This window comes from Ruegeria sp. C12, from assembly GCF_056537745.1.
The window spans coordinates 51,688-75,179 of the sequence record NZ_JBQFSA010000010.1; the positions used below are offsets into that span (position 1 = coordinate 51,688).

At 53.8% G+C, this 23,492-nt stretch carries 21 protein-coding genes; 12 read left to right on the top strand and 9 right to left on the bottom strand.

Going from position 1 to position 23,492, the window contains the following annotated elements:
- Positions 1-39: 39 nt before the first annotated feature.
- From ACR0C9_RS18690 to ACR0C9_RS18700, 3 genes are read right to left on the bottom strand one after another with little or no spacing between them, the layout of a single operon-like run.
- The gene (locus ACR0C9_RS18690) at positions 40-3,438 is read right to left on the bottom strand and encodes a UvrD-helicase domain-containing protein (RefSeq protein WP_480781693.1); all 3,399 of its coding nucleotides are present in this window, start codon (positions 3,436-3,438) and stop codon (positions 40-42) included.
- On the bottom strand, positions 3,422-3,970 hold the full coding sequence (locus tag ACR0C9_RS18695) for a hypothetical protein (protein WP_480781694.1): 549 nt from the start codon (positions 3,968-3,970) through the stop codon (positions 3,422-3,424). The genes ACR0C9_RS18690 and ACR0C9_RS18695 overlap by 17 nt, the downstream gene beginning before the upstream one ends.
- Positions 3,960-4,685: an RNA polymerase sigma factor gene (locus ACR0C9_RS18700; protein WP_480781695.1), complete on the bottom strand. Its 726-nt coding sequence runs from the start codon at positions 4,683-4,685 to the stop codon at positions 3,960-3,962. The genes ACR0C9_RS18695 and ACR0C9_RS18700 overlap by 11 nt, the downstream gene beginning before the upstream one ends.
- Positions 4,686-4,888: 203 nt before the next feature.
- On the opposite strand from ACR0C9_RS18700, the gene ACR0C9_RS18705 reads away from it, so the two are divergent.
- Genes ACR0C9_RS18705 through ACR0C9_RS18715 form a run of 3 tightly spaced genes read left to right on the top strand, consistent with a single transcriptional unit; the run spans position 4,889 to position 7,115 of the window.
- Complete coding sequence (locus ACR0C9_RS18705; RefSeq protein ID WP_480781696.1) at positions 4,889-5,482, top strand: DUF6088 family protein; 594 nt, start codon at positions 4,889-4,891, stop codon at positions 5,480-5,482.
- Positions 5,482-6,507, top strand: a complete 1,026-nt coding sequence (locus ACR0C9_RS18710; RefSeq protein WP_480781822.1) for a nucleotidyl transferase AbiEii/AbiGii toxin family protein — start codon at positions 5,482-5,484, stop codon at positions 6,505-6,507. Before ACR0C9_RS18705 ends, ACR0C9_RS18710 begins: the two co-directional genes overlap by 1 nt.
- Positions 6,507-7,115 (top strand): hypothetical protein, encoded by a 609-nt coding sequence (locus ACR0C9_RS18715; RefSeq protein WP_480781697.1) that lies wholly within the window; start codon positions 6,507-6,509, stop codon positions 7,113-7,115. Before ACR0C9_RS18710 ends, ACR0C9_RS18715 begins: the two co-directional genes overlap by 1 nt.
- 105 nt (positions 7,116-7,220) lie before the next feature.
- Here the strand turns inward: ACR0C9_RS18715 and ACR0C9_RS18720 are convergent, their stop codons facing one another.
- Entirely contained in the window at positions 7,221-7,571 is a 351-nt protein-coding gene (locus tag ACR0C9_RS18720) for a hypothetical protein (RefSeq protein WP_480781698.1), read from the bottom strand.
- Between the two features lie 17 nt (positions 7,572-7,588).
- Complete coding sequence (locus ACR0C9_RS18725; protein WP_480781699.1) at positions 7,589-8,299, bottom strand: hypothetical protein; 711 nt, start codon at positions 8,297-8,299, stop codon at positions 7,589-7,591.
- Positions 8,300-8,391: 92 nt separating this feature from the next.
- Here ACR0C9_RS18725 and ACR0C9_RS18730 point away from each other — a divergent pair, with 92 nt between their 5' ends.
- Complete coding sequence (locus ACR0C9_RS18730; protein ID WP_480781700.1) at positions 8,392-9,450, top strand: D-alanine--D-alanine ligase family protein; 1,059 nt, start codon at positions 8,392-8,394, stop codon at positions 9,448-9,450.
- Here ACR0C9_RS18730 and ACR0C9_RS18735 read toward each other — a convergent pair.
- Entirely contained in the window at positions 9,398-11,878 is a 2,481-nt protein-coding gene (locus tag ACR0C9_RS18735) for a hypothetical protein (RefSeq protein ID WP_480781701.1), read from the bottom strand. The two genes, ACR0C9_RS18730 and ACR0C9_RS18735, sit on opposite strands and share 53 nt — an antisense overlap.
- Positions 11,879-11,943: 65 nt before the next feature.
- Here ACR0C9_RS18735 and ACR0C9_RS18740 point away from each other — a divergent pair, with 65 nt between their 5' ends.
- The 6 genes from ACR0C9_RS18740 to ACR0C9_RS18765 all read left to right on the top strand — a co-directional run bounded on the left by ACR0C9_RS18740 (position 11,944) and on the right by ACR0C9_RS18765 (position 19,110).
- Positions 11,944-13,002 (top strand): hypothetical protein, encoded by a 1,059-nt coding sequence (locus ACR0C9_RS18740; protein WP_480781702.1) that lies wholly within the window; start codon positions 11,944-11,946, stop codon positions 13,000-13,002.
- Positions 13,002-13,496, top strand: a complete 495-nt coding sequence (locus tag ACR0C9_RS18745; RefSeq protein WP_480781703.1) for an N-acetyltransferase family protein — start codon at positions 13,002-13,004, stop codon at positions 13,494-13,496. The genes ACR0C9_RS18740 and ACR0C9_RS18745 overlap by 1 nt, the downstream gene beginning before the upstream one ends.
- Before the next feature lie 320 nt (positions 13,497-13,816).
- Positions 13,817-14,755 carry a 4-hydroxy-tetrahydrodipicolinate synthase gene (gene dapA, locus ACR0C9_RS18750; protein ID WP_480781704.1) on the top strand — a complete coding sequence of 313 codons (939 nt, stop codon included), beginning with the start codon at positions 13,817-13,819 and terminating at the stop codon, positions 14,753-14,755.
- The gene (locus tag ACR0C9_RS18755) at positions 14,731-16,701 is read left to right on the top strand and encodes a putative PEP-binding protein (protein WP_480781705.1); all 1,971 of its coding nucleotides are present in this window, start codon (positions 14,731-14,733) and stop codon (positions 16,699-16,701) included. The genes dapA and ACR0C9_RS18755 overlap by 25 nt, the downstream gene beginning before the upstream one ends.
- Positions 16,702-16,775: 74 nt before the next feature.
- Complete coding sequence (locus ACR0C9_RS18760; protein ID WP_480781706.1) at positions 16,776-18,260, top strand: L-lactate permease; 1,485 nt, start codon at positions 16,776-16,778, stop codon at positions 18,258-18,260.
- Positions 18,261-18,270: 10 nt separating this feature from the next.
- On the top strand, positions 18,271-19,110 hold the full coding sequence (locus ACR0C9_RS18765) for a formate/nitrite transporter family protein (protein ID WP_480781707.1): 840 nt from the start codon (positions 18,271-18,273) through the stop codon (positions 19,108-19,110).
- Between the two features lie 25 nt (positions 19,111-19,135).
- Here the strand turns inward: ACR0C9_RS18765 and ACR0C9_RS18770 are convergent, their stop codons facing one another.
- Both ACR0C9_RS18770 and ACR0C9_RS18775 read right to left on the bottom strand, forming a co-directional pair.
- A complete protein-coding gene (locus tag ACR0C9_RS18770; protein WP_480781708.1) occupies positions 19,136-19,678 on the bottom strand; it encodes a helix-turn-helix domain-containing protein in 543 nt (180 codons plus the stop codon).
- 778 nt (positions 19,679-20,456) lie between these two features.
- Entirely contained in the window at positions 20,457-21,368 is a 912-nt protein-coding gene (locus tag ACR0C9_RS18775) for a DUF1963 domain-containing protein (RefSeq protein WP_480781709.1), read from the bottom strand.
- Between the two features lie 720 nt (positions 21,369-22,088).
- Between ACR0C9_RS18775 and ACR0C9_RS18780 the strand changes: the two genes are divergently transcribed.
- On the top strand, positions 22,089-22,418 hold the full coding sequence (locus ACR0C9_RS18780) for a single-stranded DNA-binding protein (protein WP_480781710.1): 330 nt from the start codon (positions 22,089-22,091) through the stop codon (positions 22,416-22,418).
- 47 nt (positions 22,419-22,465) lie between these two features.
- Here ACR0C9_RS18780 and ACR0C9_RS18785 read toward each other — a convergent pair whose 3' ends face one another.
- Entirely contained in the window at positions 22,466-22,594 is a 129-nt protein-coding gene (locus ACR0C9_RS18785) for a hypothetical protein (RefSeq protein WP_480781711.1), read from the bottom strand.
- Positions 22,595-23,244: 650 nt separating this feature from the next.
- Between ACR0C9_RS18785 and ACR0C9_RS18790 the strand changes: the two genes are divergently transcribed.
- Positions 23,245-23,472, top strand: coding sequence for a hypothetical protein (locus ACR0C9_RS18790; protein WP_480781712.1), 228 nt, complete (start codon positions 23,245-23,247; stop codon positions 23,470-23,472).
- Positions 23,473-23,492 lie beyond the last annotated feature (20 nt).

Here is a 23,492-nt window from a genome sequence, read left to right on the forward strand (position 1 = left end):
AAACCTCATGTCTGCGCCTTCACAAGGACAATCGCGGCGTCAGGAGGAATCCGGTAAGCCTGATCCGATTTTTTTTCGGAGCGTGCCTGAGGGCGGTTCGTTGCAGATGAAGAAATATGCGCAGCGGGCGCAGCGATCAGTGCGTTTTGGGGGAAAGTGCCCTTCGAGGATCGCAATTGCAGCTTGAGCGATCTTTGTTTTCCGGTTCCCCAACTTCGTGCTGCTCATGGTCAATCGGTCCTGCGTGGCGCCGGTCAGGAACACGAATTCTGCCTGGCCGTGGCCTTCAGCGGCGAGCTGAAAGGCAGCCGCATCTAAGGACTCGACAGCGTTCGTGGTCTTGCGTCCTGTTTTGATGCGCCGCAATACCCGGCCAGACCCTGCATCGACTTCCTCATGTGCAGATACGACAATCTCTGCCTCACCGAACTTCAAGGAAATTGGGGTTGGTGCGCGCCGTTTCTCGCCTGTTCGGACCAACCGGAAGAAACTCAGCAGCTCGTCTGAGATTTGACGGTACTCGGCAGCGTAACCATGATCCACCGGACCATTTTCCACCCACGCCTTATCCATAATGGCTGCGAGTTCTGCATCGCTTGGTTCATCGTTCAAACGAGACGTCAGCTCATCGACAACGCCCTGGACTGCGTTGTGCATACGCATAAGGGGCGACTCTGCGCGACGACCGCCGACTTGTAACACATGTGCAAAGAAAAACCGCCGTGGGCACTTTTCATAGGCCGCGAGCTGGGAAGGCGATATGCGAGCGATGCCATCAACCTCCAACCTTATTCCGTTCGCTGATACCGCGCCTTCAGCCGGTGCAGATTGCGGAGCTTCGCTCAGAACATGACCAGAAATGTCATCCACGAACTTCGATCTCTTGCTGTAGGCATAAAGTATCAGTCGCTCCTCCGCTCTGGATAAAGCGACGAAAGACAAACATTGCTGCTCCTCGTCATGCCCAGACGTGAGCGCATCACAGCCCTTAAAGGGCGCACCCTCGATCATGCCGTCAGGAGGCGCAAGGCCGCGGTTTTGCTTAGCTGACAGCGGAATGGATCGGCTGGTTAATGCCGGCAAATGAAGGACTTTGAACTCAAGCCCTTTGCTGCCGTGAATGGTCATGATCCGGACGGCGTCGAGGCTTTGCGCAGCTTCAGGCAGATCGCGTAAGTCACGTTCATCTGACACTATAACAAGGCGCCGGATGTGATCGAGAAGATCGCGAATGGGGTACCCGGATTTCTTCGGCAGTGTCGATCTCAGAAAGTTCTGAAACTGCCACAGCGCAATCGCAGGATTTGCGTTGCCTGATCTTGCTTCCTTCGCAAATTCGGCTGCCAAGCGCGTCTTGTCGAGATAGAGAGTTGTAATCACGCGCCAGGCCGATGAAGTTGGTTCAAACTCCCCAAACACCTCAATCAACCTTGAGAGGGACTTCTCACCCTCCTCGCTGATGTCGTCTAGGCCCGAAAGCGTCTGCCTCCAGTCCAAGGGCAGCGTGTTCTTTGCGGCACGAACCGCATCAACACAAGCTGAAACATCCCCAATCGCCATTTGAAATGGGCGGAGAGACGCGACGCAGGCAAGTCCCATGGCGCGTGGATCAACCACAAGGGAAAGGACGGAAAGCGCTTGCTTGATTTCTGGTCGGTCGAAGAGGGGCCCAAGAAACAAGACCGGAATACCCCGCGCCTCTAAACCAGCGGCGATTTCTGCCAGTCTCGCATTGCCCTTACAAATGACGGCCTGATCACGGAAAGACGTGGTCTCGTTGCAGGCGTCTTTAATTCGGAAAGCGATTTCATCGATTTCGCGGTCCTTGGCATTAACACCCACAAATACGGGACTAACCCCACTGGCACCCTTAAACGCCGTGGCTTCAAAGCCCGCCCCGGCCGCCGCCATGCGCGTTTGAGCGAAGCCCTTGAATGTGTCACAAATTTCTTGTGATGACCTGTAATTGACATTGAGCGGGAGATTTTTGCCTCCGGAGAAATCCTCGGTCTCAAATCGATCGATGTTATACGAGGAAGCACCTCGAAACCGGTAAATTGATTGTTTGGCATCTCCCACCACCCAGAGGTTGGTGCCGTCAGGTTTCAGCGCTTTCAACAATCGCACACTGGCCCGGTTTACGTCCTGATACTCGTCCACCAAAACATGGTCGTAGAGTTGTTGAAGTTTCTCGCGAACATCCGCGTCACTTTCGACGAGCATTGTCGGCCGGGCGACCAGATCACCAAAATCGACTACGCCGCGTTCCGCCTTGAGTTCTTCATAGAGATCATAGACAGCTGAGATCTCCAGACACTTTTCTGCTGCCTCGATATCCGCCTCTGTGACCGCGGTCTCCATCATTTTCTCGGCGAGCTTACGGTAGTGGTTGTTGTCGACCACCTCATCCTTGGCCCGTGAAATGGCTGAAAGGAGAGAGCGCAGGGTATCTGTCGGATCCCAAAGTTCATTGAAATGCTTCAAACGCAGCCGTGGGAATTCATCCTCCAATAGGGCTATGGCTTCGGTCGTATCAATCATACGTGGATCCGCGGGAAGACCCATGCAGTCATGAAACCTGCGCAAGATATCAAGCCCAAATGAATGAAAGGTCCCAATCCAGGCCGCACCAGCCGCTTCCGGCCAAACACGCAGCGCCCGATCGGTCATCTCTCCTGCGGCCTTGTTGGAAAATGTCAGAAGCAGAATGGATTCTGGCTGCACATCACGGTCTCGTAGCACAGACAGGCGGCCAACGAGCGTCTGGGTTTTGCCCGTCCCGGGTCCCGCCTTCAGCAGAAGCGCTTTTCCGTCATGATCCGCAGCAAGTTGTTGCTCACGGTTCAATGGTTTGGGCGCGCTTGTGATATCCGGCGTTTCCTCCACCACCGGTAACAAAAGCGCATCAAATAGCTGCACCGCAACCATATCGTAGGGGGCGCCAAGACGCTCCGAAATCTGCTTTGCGCCAAGGTTGTTTTCGACATGCCAGGACCAGGCCAAACTGCGCGGAAAGAGGAACTCCCGCGCAAACATATCCATCTGGACTTCCTGGCGGGCACGGTTGCTGTAATCGACAACGCGATCCGCCCCAACGGAAGCTGGATCAGACGATCGTGCCGGATCGATGTTCACCGTTGGCGGGACATCAATACCTCCGCCAAATTCATCATGACCTAGCTCATGGGCAACAAGAAACGCATTTAAAAACTCATTGCCCGTATCCTCATGCAGGATAACTTTGGCTCTCGGCTGCAAGAGCGCCCGCCCCCCTTTGAGCTGGGGATGGTCCGGAGCGAGCTTGCGGACTTCGTAATCCCGATCTTCTGCCTCTTGGAGAGCAAATGAATAGGGCTGGGTTGGATCGCCTCCCTTGCTCCGACGCTCAGTATGAAGATGTGCGGCGCATCGACGAACGGCTTCAATTCGATCCATCATCTGCAAGCAACTCTTGCAATGCGCGTTGCTCCTCCTCGGTCAATCCAGCCTGGTCTACATAATCTTGGAATTCGATGGCCGGTTGCGCTTCAGGTTTCACATCAGATTTCATCGCAACGGCCTGTTGATCGCCAATTTGCATGCCGCTGATGACATCCTGCAGTCTCACATTCATCAGTTTTGCGAGCTTATTAAGGAGCGAAATCGGCATCGAGCCGATATGGACTACACTTGCTTGCAACCCCATGAGGAAACTCCGCGGCAACCCCAACGTTTTTGAGAGTTCACGAACGTCGGCGCCGTACAGTGCTTGCTCGACCTTCTGAACCCGCAAAATGCTGGTCTTCATAGCCTTGGTCTCAAACGGGAGACTTGCCTCGACCGCTTCCATGTCGCTCATTGTCAGCTCGTGGAACAGATCCAGGAGATCGTCTGCAAATTCAGGGTATTTGCTCAAATAGGTTTTCAGCACGGCAGACGACATTTCTGGCTCAATCGTAAAGTCGCTGAGGACATCTTCTCTATTGGTCATCATTGTCCTCCAGTTTGAGTGCGCGTCTGATCTTTTCAAACGCACGATCACGCCTATTTCGTACGGTTTTTTCGACGCAGCCGAGCAGCTGGGTCATTGAAGGTTCACCGTCTTTGTTCGTCTCAATGGGAATCTCTGCGAGCATCAAATCGATCACCTTTCGTTCTTCCTCGGGTAAGGCGTCAATCGCGCGACGTATGCGAAACCGGTAATCAAAATCTTCTTCTTTTGTCAGGCCTGACTTTTTGTATCGCTCAAGCGCCTCTTCGACTTCCTCGCGGATATCCTCGCTGCCATCATGGTGCACAACGGATTCGGTGGCATTTTCCCGACCACTTACCTGACGAAATTTGTCTATGCGAACGGAGCGAACGGCCCGGTCAAAAAACACCTCGTATGCGTCAAGCTGTTCTACGTAACCCTGCCGGTCCTCAAACATGAGCTCGGTGACACGTTCTATTATCTTGTCGCGGATCTCGGCGACGCGAAAATCCTCGACGTCCTTATCGCCGCGTCGGCTATTGGGCCGGGGACAGGCAGCTTCAATCCGATCCAACAAAATGTTGTAAAGTGCCACAAACCGGCCATCCGCATTGTCGGTCTTGGTTTGTCTCAGGTGATAGAGCAGCACTTCGGAAGGCACGTAGTCGGCGTGCCGCCGATCTCGCATCGCAGCTTTGTCCAGCAGCTCATCAAAGGGCCAATCAAGGCTCAAGCGGATAAACGCACTAATCTCCTCCCGTCGGGTATAGAGCTCTCCGCTTACTGTTCGTTTTCTGAGGGGTTCAATGCACATATCAAGTTCATAATTGTCTTAAATCAATTCGTTAGTTCGGCTTCTCCAGCGCGTTCCCTTCTTTGCTTTTACCTTGCAAACCGTCAGAAAACAAGCTATATATCTGACACAAAGGAGCTGACATGCGAACCACGTCCGAAGCGATCAAAGCCTATGCAGAAGGGTTGCCGGAAGGCGCGACCCTTTGTGCAAAAGAGCTTCTCCACCTTGGAGAGCGCGCTGCAATCGACCAGGCCTTGTCTCGATTGGTGAAGCGTGGCGAGCTCATGCGCGTAAAGCGTGGTCTGTTTGCTCTGCCTGTAAAGACACGCTTCGGGGCGCGTGCGCCATCTGTCGAGGCTGTTGTTGAGAGCATCGCAAAAACCACAGGAGAACGTGTGTCCTTAAGCGGTGCCTCCGCGGCCAATATACTTGGTTTGTCGACGCAGAACCCCTCCCGCCAGATCTACTGGACGTCCGGTCCCAGTCGCTATCTGAAGCTTGGGGCCCAAAACGTGGAATTGAAGCATGTTCCAAGTTGGCAGCTACGTGCGCCAAACAGCCGGGCCGGGCATGCCTTCAGGGCATTGGCTTACTTTGGCAAAGCAGAAGCAGGCAAGGCTTTGGGGCGGATCAAGTCCCAACTGAGTGAAGACGAGCGGCGTGAGCTACTCGCCTTACGCGCCAGCGCGCCAACTTGGATGGCGAAAGAACTAAGCACCCTAGCCGCGGCGTGATGACACGAACCCCAAGCTATTTCGATCTTACCGAAAGAGACAAAATCGACGCGCTCGAAGCGGCTGCCTTAAATTTGGGGCGGCCCGCTGATCTCCTCGAAAAAGACATCTGGGTCGTTTGGGCGCTCAATGCTCTTTTCGAAAGCGAATGGAGCGATCATCTCGTATTCAAGGGCGGAACGTCGCTGTCAAAAGTCTACAAGGCGATCGACCGATTTTCCGAAGACGTCGATGTGACCTATGACATTCGACAAATCATTCCCGATCTCATCTCAGACCCCGAGACCCCATATCCACCAAACCGGTCCCAGGCAAGGAAGTGGACAGAGGCTGTGCAAGAGCGCCTGTCCGCCTGGATCGAGACCGACGTAGCACCTTTGTTCATCGCTCAATTTGAAAGCCAGAAGCTCCCCGCATCACTGCGGCAGGACAATGACCGGCTCTACCTGGACTACGAAGCTGTGCGCGGCAACAACGGATATGTGCGACCCGCGGTGCTCCTCGAGTTCGGTGCACGCTCAACGGGCGAGCCTGCCGAACGGCACAAAGTAACCTGCGATCTTGTCGAGGGGGTCGAAGGGCTCACGTTGCCCACGGCCCACCCAAGGGTCATGATTGCCGAACGCACATTCTGGGAGAAAGCCACTGCCGTTCACGCCTATTGCCTGCGCGGAGCCTTTCGCGGTGGCGATCGTTATGCGCGACATTGGTACGATCTTGACTGCCTGGATCAGATCGGGATTGCCCAAAAGGCCTTTGATGATCGAGGGCTCGCCAACGCTGTAGCCGAGCACAAGCAACATTTCTTTCGGGAGACTAACCAAACAGGAGAGGTGATCGAGTATGCGACAGCAGTATCCGGTTCACTTTGTTTGGTGCCCGAGGGAGAACCATTGGAGGCGCTTCATGAGGATTACCAAAAGATGATTGATGCCGGGCTCCTGCGATCCGATGCAATCGGCTTTGATGAACTCATGGAAAGAATGGCCGATCTGCAAATCCGCGCCAATAAGATGGTGAAATAGTGTCTCGGTCACCGAACGAAAATCCGTACTGGCACGAATTCAAAAAACCACTCGCCTTTGATTGCGACGCGATCGAATCCATGTGCCTTGAAGCATTCGAGATCGCGCTCGCAACGAGAGGTGTTGAGGCCTTTTGGAATGATGATCTTCAGGAATTTGGCGAAGATCCCGTGTGGTCGCACCCATTGCTGGTCAAACGGCACCAAGACGCAGCCGAGGAGCGACTATCGAGGATTCTATTGACCGTAGCGGCGTCCTACCGCGCGCTCGATGACCAGTTGCGAGAGGAACGAGAGTTCCAGATCTTCAAAGCCGAACAGCTTGCCGCACATGGCGGGTTTCTCACCATCTATGAAGGCGAGGAGATCCCCGAAACACTTCGCGAATGCTGCAACAAAATTATTCACACCGATGACTTTCGCCCCGTCTATGACAATGGATCACAGCCTCGAGACGAGGGCATTTGGTCGATGATCGGAGACATTGAACTCGAAGGAAAAATGCGGCGCAAACCCTGGCAAGTTGCATTTGACCTTTTCAGCTTTCTAGAGGCCATACTCGAGACGGTCGAATACCTCACAAAGACGCATGGTAATGCTCCGACCTGAGTTTTTGGCCAGCAAAATTGATCGAAGCCGCAAGAGCGGTTGTGGAGCGCATAACGCCGAAACCGCAGTTGAACCCCAGTCGTGGCGGCTCAACGGTTTGCAGGGTCAGTTGGGGTTCTTTTGCCGAGCGCGTTCTGAGCGGAGATCGCCAGTTGATACGCTGCCTTCCAGCTCCTCATCGCGGCCATCGAGCTCTCTTAAGAGCTGACGCGCGCATTCGCGAATGCGATGTTTTGCGAATTCATCAACTTCCGCGTCATCCTCGGCAAGAAGAAATACGGCCTCTGGCGGCACAATCGCTCCGAGAAATCGCCCATACCGGTCAAAGCCGGTAATCGTCTTTCTGCCATAGGAATCTTGGATGAAGTCAGGAAACCGACGACGTCCCTCGGTCGTCGGAAAAACAATAGTCTCTGTGCCACTTCGCACCGAGCGATTTGGTTTTGGTTTGGCCATTCAAAGCTCTCTTCGTTTTATTGGTGATCATGCGGAAGATTGTCTTTGAGCATGATCTTTATTGCAGGCGGCATCAGCGAAAGCTCCGGCGTGATGTCCGCGGTTGCGCTGGCCGTCGGATCGCAATTGCGTATCTCGGCGGAGCGAATTTCAAGGCCCGTAATAAATCTCTCAGTTCTTACAAAAGCAATCTCGAAATCACTTTGTAAATTCTCAGAAGAATTAATTTGGGCTATTTCAAACTCTATTCCTGTATCAACATAACTATTACCCGTTAATTCAAACTCAGAAATAACGTGGGTGCCCGGCAGTATTAATATCCAAGTCTGCCTGTTCGGACGGACGGGCTCTTCTTCCAGATCCTTGGCGTTAGCAAAGAGCTGCCGCAACGCGTCCGGCAATACCGGGAACACGTTGCCGGCAGGCGTTGCCCAACGACCAGCAAACCGACCGCCGCCAGGAGGCAGCCCGTCTGGGTCGCCGTCCTCGAAGATCTCAACAACGACCCAATGCTTGGAGGTCGGCGTCTTGCGGACGCAGACGAAAGCATAGGGGTGGACGCGGGTGATGGCCGAAAGCGCGGTTTTGTGCTCGCGGCTGAACGCATCTAAATCTTCGGAAAGCTGATCGACCAATTCGAGGACCAAATTGAACGCATCATCTTCAAGACGGCGAATGCGCTCGCCCATCTTTTTGCTGATTGTGACTTTGGTTTCCTCGACAGTCATAACGGGCATCTTAGTACAGAAAGGACAACATCGCAAGTATGGCGCTATTAGACAGTGTTGACAGTAACTTGCTATTTTAGCGAATGTCGTCTATGTTGTACAACATGTGCAATATTCTTCAATCTCCTCCAAGGACGCTGAAGCCGCTCGATGTCGACGGCGTGATCTTCCTTGCAGATATGATTGATCCTACAAAACGCAATTCGTCCTTTGCAAACCGTCGTGATCTGGAGAAAACCACACCAGAGACACGTGATGAAGTTCTGAACGGCCTGCGCAAGGCCGGATACACCGCAGTTCACATGCAGCATCCCGCTGATTTGACACAAGATATTGCTAAGTCTCAACGCCATATTGTCCTGTCGACCTATGGCGGTGAGGTCCATCGCAGCCGTACCACCTGGGCGCCGGCGATTTGCGAGGCTCATGGCATTCCCTATGTCGGTCTCGACGCCTACGGGCAGGGGATCTGCCACAGCAAAATGGCCGGTAAGGCGCTTGCGCGAGAGGCAGGGCTCAATACACCGCGTGCACGTGAGTATCATAGAGCTGCGGACCTGCGCCATCTCGGCGACTGGGCATTTCCGGTCATCGTAAAGCCCTCGGCCGAAGGCTCTTCAATCGGAATCAGCCAAAGCAGCATCGCCCAGAACGCGATCGAACTGCGCATGACGGCCGAGGCGCTTTTTGCCGAGCTTGACGCGGCTGTGATGGTGGAAGAATTCGTCTCAGGTCGCGAAGTATCCTTTGCCGCCATTCAAGCCCAAGAGGGCCTCTATGCCTCCTTCAATGAAGTTATCGTTGAAGGTTCACCGGATTACTTCGAAACGCGCGTATGGGATGCCCAGGAGAAATATCACGGACATCTGCCTCGTCGCGTCGTGTCCATTGACGGCGAGCTGCATCCCGATGACTGTCGCGCGCTCATCCGATTTCTGACAGCTCTCGGCCCCTTTGGTTACATCCGGTTGGATGGGCGCCTGACGAAAGGGCGCTTGCATTTTTTGGAAGCCACACCGGACGCCTGGCTTGGCGAAGGCGGCCAACTGAGCCAGGGGTTTGTCAACGAAGGCTGGGCCTACCACGAGGTCATCGGCGCTATTGTGGAAACAGCGCGCGCACGACTTCCCAATCCAACTGCCACTGGCTGAGGAAACTGGGATGGTAGGGCTTTTCCATAATCTCCGGTGCGTAGATATCGGGACGGGCGTCGCTCAACCCGAAGCGCCAGGACCAATAGACACTGCCTTCTATATCGATTCCAAAGACATCGCGAACATGCACAAGCACTTTGCGGGCAGCCTCGGCGTCGCCAGCGTCTTTCAATATGACAAACGCCGTGTGACCCACAGTGTCCGCCAGAAGGCTGGTAGTTGCGTCAACCACTCGGATAATGCTCAGCGCCTGTTCGATGGTCCCAAGGGCGGCGCGCGCGCCGCGTCCTTGCCAGATCGCAATGGCAAGATTTTGCAGGATTGTCAGGTCGCTGAATTTGTCGCGGCTCAACAAGAGCGCGCTTCGCAATTGGGCTTCCGCTTTTTCAAAATCAGGCCCCTCATCGAGCAATTCCACTGCGGCCTGGTTGTTGAGAAAAAACTGGCGCGAACTAGCGGTGTCCCTGAGGCTTTCGCTGGCGGCATCAAGCATGGCCTTGGCAGAATCGATCTCTCCGCGTCGGGCAAGATGGCGTGTGACCGTAATGCGAGATTGCGCTGCGGACCGCTCGAGACCGGCTTGCACGTAAACGCGCGCACTTCTTTTGCAATAGTCAATGGCCGCTTCGGTAGAAACTGCGCTTTCCAAAAGCCGGTAGATATGGCCAAGCAAAAGGCTGTTGCGGCGCTTGGCAACCTTGGCCGCACTTTCCAGGCGTCGGGCGCAGGTCTCAAGATTGTCTTCCACAAGATCAAGATTTCCCAAAATAAGATCGCTGACGAGATCGGCATCGGGGTAGGGGAGATCGGCGCGCAACACCGAGGCAATCTCACGGGCTTCAGGTTCCCGAATCTCCTCAATCAGGCTGTGGGCGCGGACACAGTCCCACATCGGTCCAACGAGTTGGCCGATCTCAATCGCTTTAAGAGCGAGGTCGAAATTACTGGATCGATAAGCATGACGCGCTGCCCATTCGGCAAGCGATCGGCGCTCTCCGGGTCCAAGATCAGCGGTGTCCCGCAAACTGGCGATGACCTGATCGACATAGAGCGTTGGATCGCCTTTGGCTTCGATCTCGCCATCGAGCCGTTCGAGCAGCTCTTCAAGGAGAACCGGATCGGGAATAAGGGCGGCGAGGCGCGTCGCATGGCGTGTAGAGATAGCGCGGCTGATGCTGCCTTCATCAGCAGCGCGCGCGGCGTCATTGTAGTGATTAAGCAGCAACCGCCGGGCGTCGCCACTATAGAGTGCGGCATCGGGCAGTTGGCTGATCGCGGTGGCGACATCGTCATTATTGAGGCCGATTTGCGTGCTGGAGACAGAAAGAAAACTCTCGGAAAGGCCCGCAAGGGCGTCGGGCAAACGCAGCGGCAGGCCGCGGGCCGGATCGATCGTCTGCCAGAGGGCATCAAAAACCTCGCGAGAAATCGGTTCGTTATGCTCTTTCAGCAGCGCGAGAACAAATCGTTCCGCACGCCCGAGTGCCGACATCCGTTCGCTGATAGCTTGAACGGCATCGTGTGGAATCGCCTGAGTGGGGTTTGTTGGAAAGTTGCCGGTTCCGAAAGCCACGCGATATTGCAGATCCGAGACGGTACGCAGATTACCGTCCCATTTGGCGCGAAACTCACCAATCACGTCCTGATCATGCTGTCCGTGCCGTTCGAGAAGTTCGGCAACATAGGGCCAGGGCAACACATCGATATGCCAGATCTTCGGTTCGCTGAACTGTTCGATTTGCGCTTGATGGCGTTTTTGAAACGTTTGATCTTCGGTTGTGTACTCAAGCAGGGGAAAGAAGCGACCACCTTCGCTCAAGCATTGCAGGATGTGTCGCAAACTGGTCGTGTCGCAATGCTGCGCCTCCTGAACGACCAGGACAAAGTCAAACGCGTCGGCAGCTTGGCGAAAATACTCGGCACACACTTCGATCGCGAACCGATCATCGCTCTTGAGGAGAACCTCAGGAGAAAAGCTGCCCCGACCTGTGACCCGCTCGGTCGCATCGATGGCACGGCCGACGAGCTTGTGCGGGCTCACCGCATCCCGTGCAGTTCCTTTAACATCAAAGCCTTTAAGGTTCTTCCAACCGCGGTTTCTGACGAAACTCTCAAACGTTTCAAAACCCGGTTTCGCCACCTTGATTTGTTCGGAAACGGCTGCGACGCAGTGCTGCAGGAAATATCCCTCATAGGCACGATGCGGGTCCCGGTCCCCGCCGCGCAAATAAGGATCGACAAGCGCGACCGGCACAGACATTTGGATTTGTTTGGTGACAAATCCGGTGAGAGAGGACTTACCGACACCAGTGGGCCCCAGGATGATCAGCAGTTCCGGCGCCGTCGCGACAGGCGGCAACGACGCAAGCAGCGTTTCCCGCTCGCCCTCGCGATCGAGAAACACGATGTCCTGAGTATCATCCATGCCAGCTTTCAACTGCAATCCTCAAATTCATTTTCGCCCCAAGCAATATCGACAAGGTTGGCCCAATGACAAATGTATTGGCCTTCAATTCAGAGCCCGGCGCATGCGATTATGGGTTGATTTACGATCTTAATGCCCTTGCACACAACGCTAAAGTCGTTCTGTCCATCGCAAACGCGTGTCAGTTCGAATTGCGCGCGGTTCTCAAAGGCGGGTATGCTGATCCAAATATTGTGCACCATCTGAGTTCGATTAAACGCTTGCCTCTAACCATCGGTCATTCAGTTGGTGCGTTTGACGCGACGTCCAAGCACGCCGATATCGCCACACTTTACCCAGGACAGGCCGCGGTCTGTCCTGAGTTGACCTACGTGCGCCGCGTGAGCGAGGTATCGCTTCCCGGCATCGCAGAAGCGCATCGACGGTATGATCACCCAGAGGTCATGCTTGTTCTCAAGACATCTGAAAACCGAGAAGGCCTAGATATTCGCGATGTGCCTGGCTTCATCGAAGAGATTACGCACAGGTTCGGCGGGCGCACTGTGATCCGCGGGTTTCAGCTGAACTACGGCTGCGTTGTTGAGGCCGCTCCACAGTTGGCCGAGCTTACCGCAATATTCGAACGGCTATCGGACTGGGCTATCCTCTCAAAACTCGCCACCGAACCCATTTTGTCGCTTGGCGGCTCGGTTCTTTTGCCGGTCCTCGGCGAGATTAGGGTGCCGTCCTGCTATCTGGCAGAAATCAGGATTGGCGAAGCTTTGACCACAGGAACAATACCTGGACAACGCTCATCCTTCGGGTTGGAACGAACGGCGCGGTTAAATGCCAGAGTTTTGCAACATGCGGAACGTTCCCTTGACGACTTTGAACGCCTCGTTGTGGATGTGGGAAGCCAGGTTTTGAGTGAGAACCGTGAGACGGTCTGGCAGGATGGTCAGATAGTCGAATCCATGGGATCGGAGATTTCGGTCGTTCAGAGACCCGCAGGTTCTGTCCGGAATCTGAACGATCCGGTGTCCTTTGTCCTGAACTATTCGGAGACCGAGAGGGCCTTAACGCGCCTCACCAAGAGCAATGCCGCACCATCTATTCACTGGGCGGGTTCAGGGGCTGCTTCCTGATGTCCCGCACATTCAGTATCAGGCAAGCAACCCCCGAGGACGAGACGCAATGGCGTCGGCTGCTGGCGGAATACGGGGCCGAGAGCGAGACCACGCTCAGCCCCGATACCGTTGATCGTCTTTGGTCCTGGGTTCTCGACTCGCAACACCAGACCAGGTGTTCCGTCGCTGCGGATCCCCAAGGAGGTCTCATCGGATTTGTCCATTTCCGTTCCTTTGAGCGCGCATTGACTGCTTCGACCGGGATTCACATTGAGGATGTTTTTGTAATAGTCCGCGCCCGAGGTGGGGGTGTCGTCGATGCGCTGCTCAATCACGTGTTCCATCAAGCGGCAGAGGCGGGTTCCGATCTCGTGACCTGGATGACGTCCGAAGACAATTACCGCGCACGCGCGGCCTATGATCGGCATGGAGAAACATGTGATTGGGTAGTCTATGAGCGCGCAATCGATCTCCTACCAGCCTTAGAACAAGATTCTCGTTCTTACAAATAGGGTAGAGGGCGAGGCAATGCTATTGAACTGAGGTGGTGAGGCCCGCAGCGCGCGAGGACACGGTTCAGACTAAAAGAGTTGCCTGAGGGAGAGGGCAGCGCCCTCGCCCTGACCGCTAGGGGCGTTCGGATCGTCCAAATCCCGCTGGCCCACATACTGAATGTGGAGGGACTTTTGTTTTCGCCTCAATTCAATGTCTGTTGATCGTGCAAACCTCGCAAACGCTGACGGGCAATCTTCCGCCAAGGCTAGAGTTTCGTATTTTCGAATCTTGTTGCGTATAGTATATTACAGTTAACTCGCCGAAAGATTGTACGCAAATGCCTCAACAAATAAAGATTTCAGGTCCCATCCCGGCCATCGTGACGCCCTTGACAAATGACGGGGTGGATTTCGCAACAGCCGCCACACTTGCCAAACGCGCCGCGACCCATGCCCAAGCAATTGTAGTGGCAGGCAGTACGGGTGAAGGTACGTCGCTTTCGGATGCAGAACGGAACAAACTGTTAGAAGCCACAAAGAAGGCCATCGGTGTAGATTCAACCTTAATCGCCGGGATCTCGGCGGCCTCGACCCGGCAGGCTGTACAAGCTGCTGTTGAGGCAGAAGCGGCGGGCGCTGATGCGCTTCTCATGTCAACACCATACTACGTGAAGCCGGAAGAGGATGGTGTTCTTCTTCACTATCAAGCGGTTGCGGAAACTATCACGATCCCGCTAGTGCTATACAATATTCCCAGCCGCACCGGCACCAACTTGAGCAGTTCGGCGATTATCGAACTTTCAAAGCGCGGCACTATTGCTGGCCTGAAGGAAGCAGCTCAAAATGCCCATCGCATCGGAGAGATCGCCGCACAGGCCGATCCGTCGTTTGCAATTTTCTGCGGTGACGATGTTGCCTCGCTTGAAATGCTCTCAGCCGGTGCGTGCGGAACTATTTCGGTAGTGGCCAATCTGTTACCGGAGCTTTGCGCCGTCGCCCATAGCCATTTTGAAAATGGAAACTTCTCCGAGGCCGAAGCAACGTTCATGCGGATGCGGCCGCTCGTGGAGCAGTTAGGGCGCGCAGCAAATCCGACGGCTGTCAAACACGCCATGCACCTGCTTGGCCTATGCTCACCAGAGTGTCGGTTGCCATTAACCAGCGTGCCCCCTGACGTCGCTCGTGGAATCTCCAAGGCATTAACACGTTTTGAAAACGACAAACTTCAACAAGCAATAGATGGAGCAAATCAATGCAAACCCATGATTTACCTATGAACCTTGAGGCGCTGGCAAACGGTTCTGTCGTTGCCGAAAGCATTTTCTCAACCATTTCCAACGAAGACGTTGCACGACTTATTTTTTCTCGCTTCGAAGACGACGATGACCAAGCCTTCGCACTGGGTGAGAGCATCCTCGAAGGGGATGTTGCCGGTCACTTGGTGCTGAGCAAAGGGGTCGCCAAGGCGATTAATGAAAACAACGATTCAGACGGATCGACTGGATACATTTACTCAGTAGCAGAGGGTGACATTGATGACTTCCAAGCCATCAAGCACTCGTCCGCGTTTTTCACCAACAACCCGGGGAAAACCACGTTCTCACCTGTTCAATCGGTTTCGGAAGGGAAACCGACGATCATTTCAGTCCCCGTTGAATACCATGAATCCCCGGACGAAGTGGAGCTGACGTTTCAACGCTCTGATGGCACATCCTGGACAATAAAAAGCAAGAAACGGTGGATCACTCTCGACGCATCGGATGGGAGCCAGCTAACAATTGCCGAAGGCAGCCCGATCTCTTTGGCCTGTGGCGAAGGCAAAGTATTTTCTGGCAACCGGCCCATGCGACGCTCAGACATTGATGATGTATATACATTGCTGGCCCAGGCATACGCAGAATCCGAGCGAGAATTTGGGTCTGAACGGGCGTGGAAGAAAATATCAGACACCAAATACTTTGAAGGCATCGCCGCAAAGCTTTCGAAATTGACCAACAACGACCTGTTTGCAGGCTTCCAGAAACTCAGAGATTTCGCAGTTGATCGAACCCCGCTGGATGTTTTGGTCAATGTGCACAACACCAGTTGCGTTGTGAAAGCGAAGCTTCTCGCCTCAACGGTTTGGATGGAAAATGGCAAGTGCCAGATTGTCGATAACGGGCTCAACTATGGCGTCGGACTGCTACGCGACGAACGGATGTGGACCGACCCGGAAGATATCGACATGCTGCGCATTATTCTTCTCGGTCCAGATTGTACAACGGGTGAGCGCTATGAGCAGGCCGTGACCGATTACAAAGAACGACATGGCGCAAAGTATTACTCGATCTTCTGTGCTCAACCTGGTGACACCTGCGTTATTCGCACACTCTGCATGCCGTTCAGCAAGTTTCTGCCAGACACCTTCGACATTGAGGCGTTTTGCCAGAGGCAGGGGCTCGACGCCGCAATTGTCTCAAAGGAGTTTTCCCGGATATCTGGCGAAAAAGAGGTCTATCATGGCTGTCGTGGCATCCGCCTCTTCTCCATCCGCCCCGATCTCCTGGAACTCTGGCTGCGAACCGTCCTGACAGCTTTGAAAAAAGCACATGATGCCGGGATTCCGACCGACGTTCGGTTCCTGCTTGCGACCCTCACACTTCCAGAAGAGGCCAAGATTTTCATTGAGGCGTTGGAACCGATTGCGGCAGATATCTTCGGGTCGGCCGAGGCAGCTCCAATCATGGGAGTTGCATCCATGCTGGAAACAGGCGGTGCCTTCATCGCACTTGAAGAAATTCTCTCGCAGAAGGGGAATACCTTCAAGGTGAACGGTGGTTTGATCGGGTCTAATGACTTCACGACCGCATGCCTGAACATGAACCGCGGCGACGCGCCGAAGTATCTTATCCCAGGATATGTTGAAAAAGGCATCTTCCCGGCCAGCCCCTTCAAACATGTATATGCGCCCATCGTGGGCAAAGCCATGCAAGGCGCTTTGCAACGATCGACACAGCTCGGCCTCGGCACCGATCAGAAACATCTCTGGGGGTTGGCGGGCGAACTGACAACGGATTGGGAGTCGATGAAATGGCTCAGCAAGCATCTGGCACCCGTTGGCCTGGACTACGCATCGACCAGTCCCGAGACTATTGTGCAGGCCCTGTTCGCAGCAACGTCCACTCTGTTTGAGAATAGGGGGCGCAGCGCGAGCGAGAAATCACACGCCGCACAGGCCGCCTAGTTAAGTCGCATAGCCACTAAGAAACTGGCGGCAAACCTTGCCGCCAGTTTCGAATAAAACACTCCGGAGACACTATGACCTATTTCGCACCAGTCCCTTTGATATTGCCTTTTGTCCTGTTGCTCGGACTTAAGCAAACAGGTCTCCGGGCTAGCTTGATTTCAGCGCTGGTCGCCCTCATCTTTGCCGCATTGATCATCGGGGATCTTGACCAGATCGTTCAAACCAACGCCGACGCGATGCGACGCGCGGTGGGTATTTCGTTTGGCGTGTTAACCGTGCTTTTCCCCGGTCTGCTTCTGTACAAATTTCAGTCCGTTACCGGGAATCTCGAAAAAATCGTCGACCTCCTGACGAGCCTGATGGGTTCCAAGGAGCTGCAAGTCGTCGCCCTGGTGATCGGCGTTTCTCCGTTTCTGGAAGCTATCAGCGGATTTGGTGTCAGTGTTTTGCTCGTCGCGCCATTGTTGATGGCACTTGGGTTTTCAAGCTTGAAAGCGGGGATACTCGTATTGCTCAGTCAGATCAGTGTGCCCTTGGGCGCGTTAGGGGTTGGCACGATGATTGGTGCCCAACTGGCAGAAATCCCGCAGAATGATGTTGGCCAGGTGTCCCTACTTCTTTCCGCACCACTGCCCGCGCTGTTCGCAGTGGTTTCTCTGATGGTGGCCTTCGGTACTGACAGCGCTCGTCGGTTTGCACTACCCGCAATTCTTGCCGGGCTTGTTAAGGCGATCGGAGACTACTACCTCGCAGGCTATGTCGGCATCGAAGTTGCCGGCTCACTGTCATGTCTGTTCGTAATTGCGACTGTTGTGCTCTATGACGTGATGTCGCCCAAGATTGCACATGAAGCCCGTGCGTTCCGCGTCGAAGGTGCGATGCGCGCTTGTTTACCTTACTTGTTCCTCATCCTCGCACTAGTGGTTACGCGGATCATCCCGGCAATCCAGGTTCCGCTTTCGAAATTCTGGAATGTCGACATTCTCGGCAGTGGATTTGCTTACCCACTCCTTTACATGCCGGGGACATTCGTACTCGCCTCGGTGGTTTTGGCCGTGCTGGTCAATCATGTTTCTTGGAGCGCCATAAATTCTACCTTGCGGCAAACCGTCAAACAATTCATCCCCGCCGGTTTGACGATCTTCTTCTTCATTCTGCTGTCTCAGATCATGATCGTTTCGGGAATGGTCGCCCAGATCGCAGAACTGGGAACCCACATGGGTTCAGCATATGTGCTGCTGGTTCCTATCCTGGGTGCTCTGGGTGGGTGGTTAACTGGATCAAACTCAGGCGGAAACGCCATGTTCATGCCAATGCAGGTCGAAATTGCTGGCAATATCGGGTTATCGGAGAAGTTGGTCGCCGGCGCACAGAATGCGTCTGCATCCTACGGAACCATGGGGTCGCCAGCACGTATCGCCCTAGCCGCTGCCACCCTCTCCGACAAAACTATTGAGGGTGATCTCACTCGAAAAATGTTTGCGTATGTGGTTCTTGGTGCCGTGATCATCGGGGCGGCATTTGCATGTTTCGTCGCTTTTGGAACTTCAGTTTAGGAACTTAGTCATGTCTTATTCCCCTCCCAGAGAATTTGTTGAAAAGATGGTCGATGCCGGTGCTGAGAAAGTACACATGAAAACAATGCCAACTCTGATACGGGCCTATATGGCCGGAGCGATCTTGGCCCTTGCTGCAGCCTTTGCAGTGACGGTAACCGTCCAGACTGGAAGCGCGATTTTCGGTGCTATTCTGTTCCCTGTCGGGTTTTGCATGCTCTATCTGCTGGGCTACGATCTTCTGACCGGGGTGTTTGTACTGACACCTCTTGCCCGGGTCGACAGGCGCCCGGGCGTGACCTGGCCCCGAATATTTCGGAACTGGGGTCTGGTGTTTCTCGGAAATTTCGCGGGCGCCGTTACCGTCGCTCTGATGATGAGTGTCGTATTGACAGTAGGATTCGCTGTTGAACCGAATGCCGTTGGCGAAAAACTGATGGATATCGGACGGCAACGAACCATCGGCTATGCTGAATTTGGCGCAGCTGGTATGCTGACCATCTTCGTTCGGGGCGCAATGTGCAATTGGATGGTGTCAACCGGTGTGGTGGGTGCCATGATATCAAACACCGTTGGCGGGAAAGTGATCGCAATGTGGATGCCCATCATGGTCTTTTTCGCCATGACTTTCGAACATTCTGTGGTCAACATGTTCTTGTTCCCGGCTGGCCTCATGCTCGGCGGTGACTATTCATTCATTGATTATTTGGTATGGAACGAAATACCGACCGTGCTCGGCAACCTGATCGGCGGACTGTGTTTCACGGGTTTGGCACTCTATTCGGCTCATGTGATCAGATCTGACGAACCGGGTGAGCCTCACATCGGCCACCTGCGAGAAGCGTCGTAGTCGGCAAATTTTTTGGCGATGTAAGCTAGGTTTTCAGGCCCAAAGCGCCAGAACTCATGACCAATATCCAGGTCACGGGCAGATCGGTGTCGTTGCGAAAAGCATGCGAAACACTTGCGTCATAGTAAAGACATTCACCCTCCCGGACCTCAACCGTCTGATCTCCGAGAAAACCGGTCAATACGCCCTGTAGAACGAAGATATGTTCTTCAATACCGGGGCGATGCGCGGGAAAGATCGGCGTCTCGGATTGAGGTTCGAGTGTGTTGTGAACAAACTCAATGCTCCTGCTCTCAAACGTCGGGGATAGTGTTCGCCTGACAAAACCACGTTCGACATCCTCAATGACGGGCTGCTGTTCAGGGGCGTGTAGGAAAAACTTCTTACGCTCATCAAGCTGCAACAGATCTGAAATGCCAACACCTAGAGCTTCCGAAATCTTGCCTAGCGTTTCCACAGAAACTCCAACTTCCTTGCGTTCGATTCGGGATATCATCCCTTTGCTGACACCAGACTTATTAGACAGAGAATCGAGAGTTTCCCCACGGGCGGATCTGATTTCCGCCAAACGCGATGCTATTGTTGATGATAGGTCTGTAGACAAAATTTTTCACCTTCCTAAGGATGAAACGCAGCTTACAACTACAATGAAGAAAGAAAAATCGTTTACTGCGATCTATTGTTTCAGAGCATCGACCAGATAGCGCCGCCAGGGAGCCACACGCGGCGTCACAATTTTGAATCCAGACGGCAGTCGCATCGAGGCTGGCCAGGATTTTCGAACACCCGGCCCCGGCATTACCATGACCCAAAGCGGGCGCATTTTTGTTGTCGACTACGGTGGGACTACCGTACGAGAAATACTCTTGAGCGGAGGTTCAAAAGTTATTGCGGACGGCTTTTCCAGTCCGGTGGGTCTTGTCGTGACACCTGATCAAGATGCATTGATGACAGCAACTTGGGGTCGAGATGCTATATTCCGTATTCCGCTTACAAAGTAGTAAGCACTTAATTGCGGACTGAACTAAAGTCCTGCCATCGGGCAATCCTCTATCTCACCTTTGTGCGAGACAACAAACCGTCGCGCCGTCATTCCACGATTAGCATAGCACGGTCACCCGATATCGTACGTACCCAGCATTGCTCGACCAGCCATCACAGCCGGGCCTCTAAGGTCCGGTGCTGGTCGCTTTCCTGGCTAAGTTTTTGAATCCGGCTGATCCAATAGTTTGCCCAATTCATTGTTCTCGTCTTCATGCTCACCGACATATGTGTCATGGCCATCTTTTGCCGTTCTTTGCCCCGGGAGGCCGGCCCGACTGAGTTGATCCGGATTTGACGCATGATTATTCTTGAACAGCGAAGGCGTCGCTAAACCTCTGCTGCGCCAAGTCTTCAGCTCTTATGAAGAATGCGAGTGAACCGCTGGCGTACTCAAAGCCCCAGCTCGGATCATGATCAATGGTCAGTAGTCTGACAACGCCTTGGTCGGGGGTTCCCACCGTTTCGTAGCCTGTGACACCGCTCAACAGCCGGTGCATGCTATCTTGTGCGGTTGTTGGTTTCCCATTCTGTCTTCTGAACCAATTTGAAAGTCGGTTAGTTGAGTTCTGACGGGCAATTATAGTGTTTTGCAGCTGTTTGCATTGCAATACGTATGCACGACAGGCGATTTCATATGCAGCATGGTCAGTGTTTTCGTTTTCAGTCAGCAACGCATTCGGGTCGATAGCTTGATACTCGACTAGTTCCACCGGGCATTGATCAAAAGACGCCCTGGGATTTCTAGCCCACCAGAGCATTTCAGAAATACTCTGAAGTGTTTCAGGCATTCTAGGTGGCGTTCTTAGTGCAACGTCTGCAACATCGTCCTCAACGTAAATAACAGAGGATTTCCTATTCTCCACGTCCTCGACATAACTTGCAAAAAAGTACAATGCCCCGCTTTCCGGTAATCCACGCTGGAAAGCGCTCTTTGGCAGTTGCGCAAGATCAAACTGCCCAAAAAAACTCATTGGGTACTTAGGATCCTCGCCATCAAACACCCATGGCCAATCGATATATTCTGGCAATTTTGGGCAACCACCCAACCAGCAGCCCGGAGAGCCTTCGGATTGCATATTTGGTGTCTTCGAAAGAAAAACTGCTGGCACAAGCGTGCGAGAAAGAAGTGCATCGAGCTCGGCCAGCTCCGGCGACAAATTCGTTCTGTCTAACTTGAGCCAAAGCTCCAAGGTATTATCATCAATCGCCGACATATTTCGTCGCTCCAGTGTTCTACTCACCTGGTTAAGATAGATCCAAGTGAAGTGGCAAAAGTACGGAAAATTCAAGACGTTACAACTAGTGATCGTGGTTTCGCCCTTTAACTGGCTTCAACGACGCGCGCGCGGCCAAGCGTGAACGTTCATGATACTACAATGAACGTCACCCAATCTCGGCCCAAATGTCGGAATAGTCGATGCCATTGGCCATATTGCCTGGCAAAATCGAGAGTCTGGTTCCAAGCTGACACAATTCGATACACGATGAGAATGGGTCATCGGACCGGATGACAAGATTGCCTTTCAGCAATAGCCCTTTATTGCCTTTTTCTTTTGCGACTTAGGAAAGGACGGTGCCAGTTCCGGCATTCGTCTGCGTGCCCATTGCCCAAGACTGATCCGTGGTCGGATGAGGCATACTCAAAAAACCTGTTTCACTTGGATGATAGCCGGTCGCCGATATAGTCGTGCGAAGCGTTTGCCCTAGCCTGACTCCTTGCCCCCTGTGTTTCTTGAGGGATGGGACGTGGCAGAGAACCTCATTCGGCAAAATCACTAAACAGCTCCGCTGCTCCAGCCACTCCCGTGTCCTCGGGTCCTCTCTGCGTTCGTTTCCTGCGGGCCGCACCACCCGTGGCTTCCGGTGATTGTGCCGTCTGAGAACACTCTGCCTTGGCACGACCCATCGAAACACGAAGAACCAAGGAGACAGACATGATCAACTACGCAACCTTCCGCATCATCGGCCGCATCGGCAACATCAACGCGCACGAAACAGTCACCCACATCTCCGTTGCCTCTGACCGCCAGGTCAAACGCGACGAGGAATGGGTCACAGAGACAGACTGGAACACCGTCACAATTTTCCACCCCGGCCTGCGCAAACGCATTTCAAACGCCAAAGTCGGGCAGAAAGGCAACCTCGTCATCTTCGAAGGAACCATTCAATCCAACGCCTATGAAAAAGACGGCGACAAGCTCTACCAGACCTCACTCATCGGCCAGTCCTTCGACGTCCTCGCCTTCAAGCGTGACGCGCAATGAGACGGAGAAATTGGTGGCCTATTGGCCACCACCTCCTCTCGGAGGCCTCAATCGATCAGACCAGCTTTCAAGCCCGTCTCAACGCGGCGGAGCGCGATGCAGATCGAACCCAGGAACTTCTCGAGGCGGCGCATTTTGCTGGCGCCGGTCTTGAAGAGCTCGAGACCCTCGCGCAAGAGGCGATCAAAGCACGCCATCGATACTACGCAGCCCTCAATACGGATCTGGCTCTCTGAGCCAGCTTCGCTTCTGACCCCTCAACCAGTTCTATTCTAAATCCGGTTCTCGCTCGGGTTTCCCGCATTCACCTCAAAAACGACCTAACTCAGGTCCTCCCTGAGCCGCTCGCTCGTTTGATATGCTGATCCCTGCATTTTCTCGCGCAGTTAACAGTTTTAAGGAAGGTCACGTTTCGGTCTTTGGGCGCGCCGTACCGGCCGCGCTCTACTCGCTGCGCTCCCGAAGCCCATCCTGCGCAGGCTCCGGTTGGTCTTCGCCATTCGGTAACGATCGCTCACGCGTAACCACTGCATGGAAAGTTGATATAGCGCACAAATATCACAATATTTTCTTGCTATTTTCCAACATTGTTTCTCACTCGCGATTGCGTTTTTCTCCATTGCGCGACATATTCAGCCTGCGTTTCCGGCAGGAAGCGTGAGGCTTAGAAACCTCCCTTCAGGAACCAGACGGCCCACTAAGTTGCGGCCGGGTGGCGTTCGCTATGTCCAGGGTGCTTTCGCCTAAAGGCGTCCGCGCCTTTCCTGAGGAAGGTTTCTAACGCCCGGCTTTGGGCGTTTGGCCTCGTTCGTAGGGAGGTCGCGACGTGGGACAAAGAACACTTTTAACGCCCGAAGAGGGAAGCATATTGCAGCAATCGCTCGCGCGCGGAGATGCAAATAAGGCATTCGTTCAGTTGGCAGCGTTTCTCAAGAAGAACGATCTTCGCCTCTCCGACGCAACCCTGCGCATCTACATCGAAGATGAACTCTTCGATTGTTTTCAAGATCGAGGTCACGGACTCGCAACGCTGATGGAATCTCTTCGCAGTTGATCGTGAACCTCCTTGGCGAA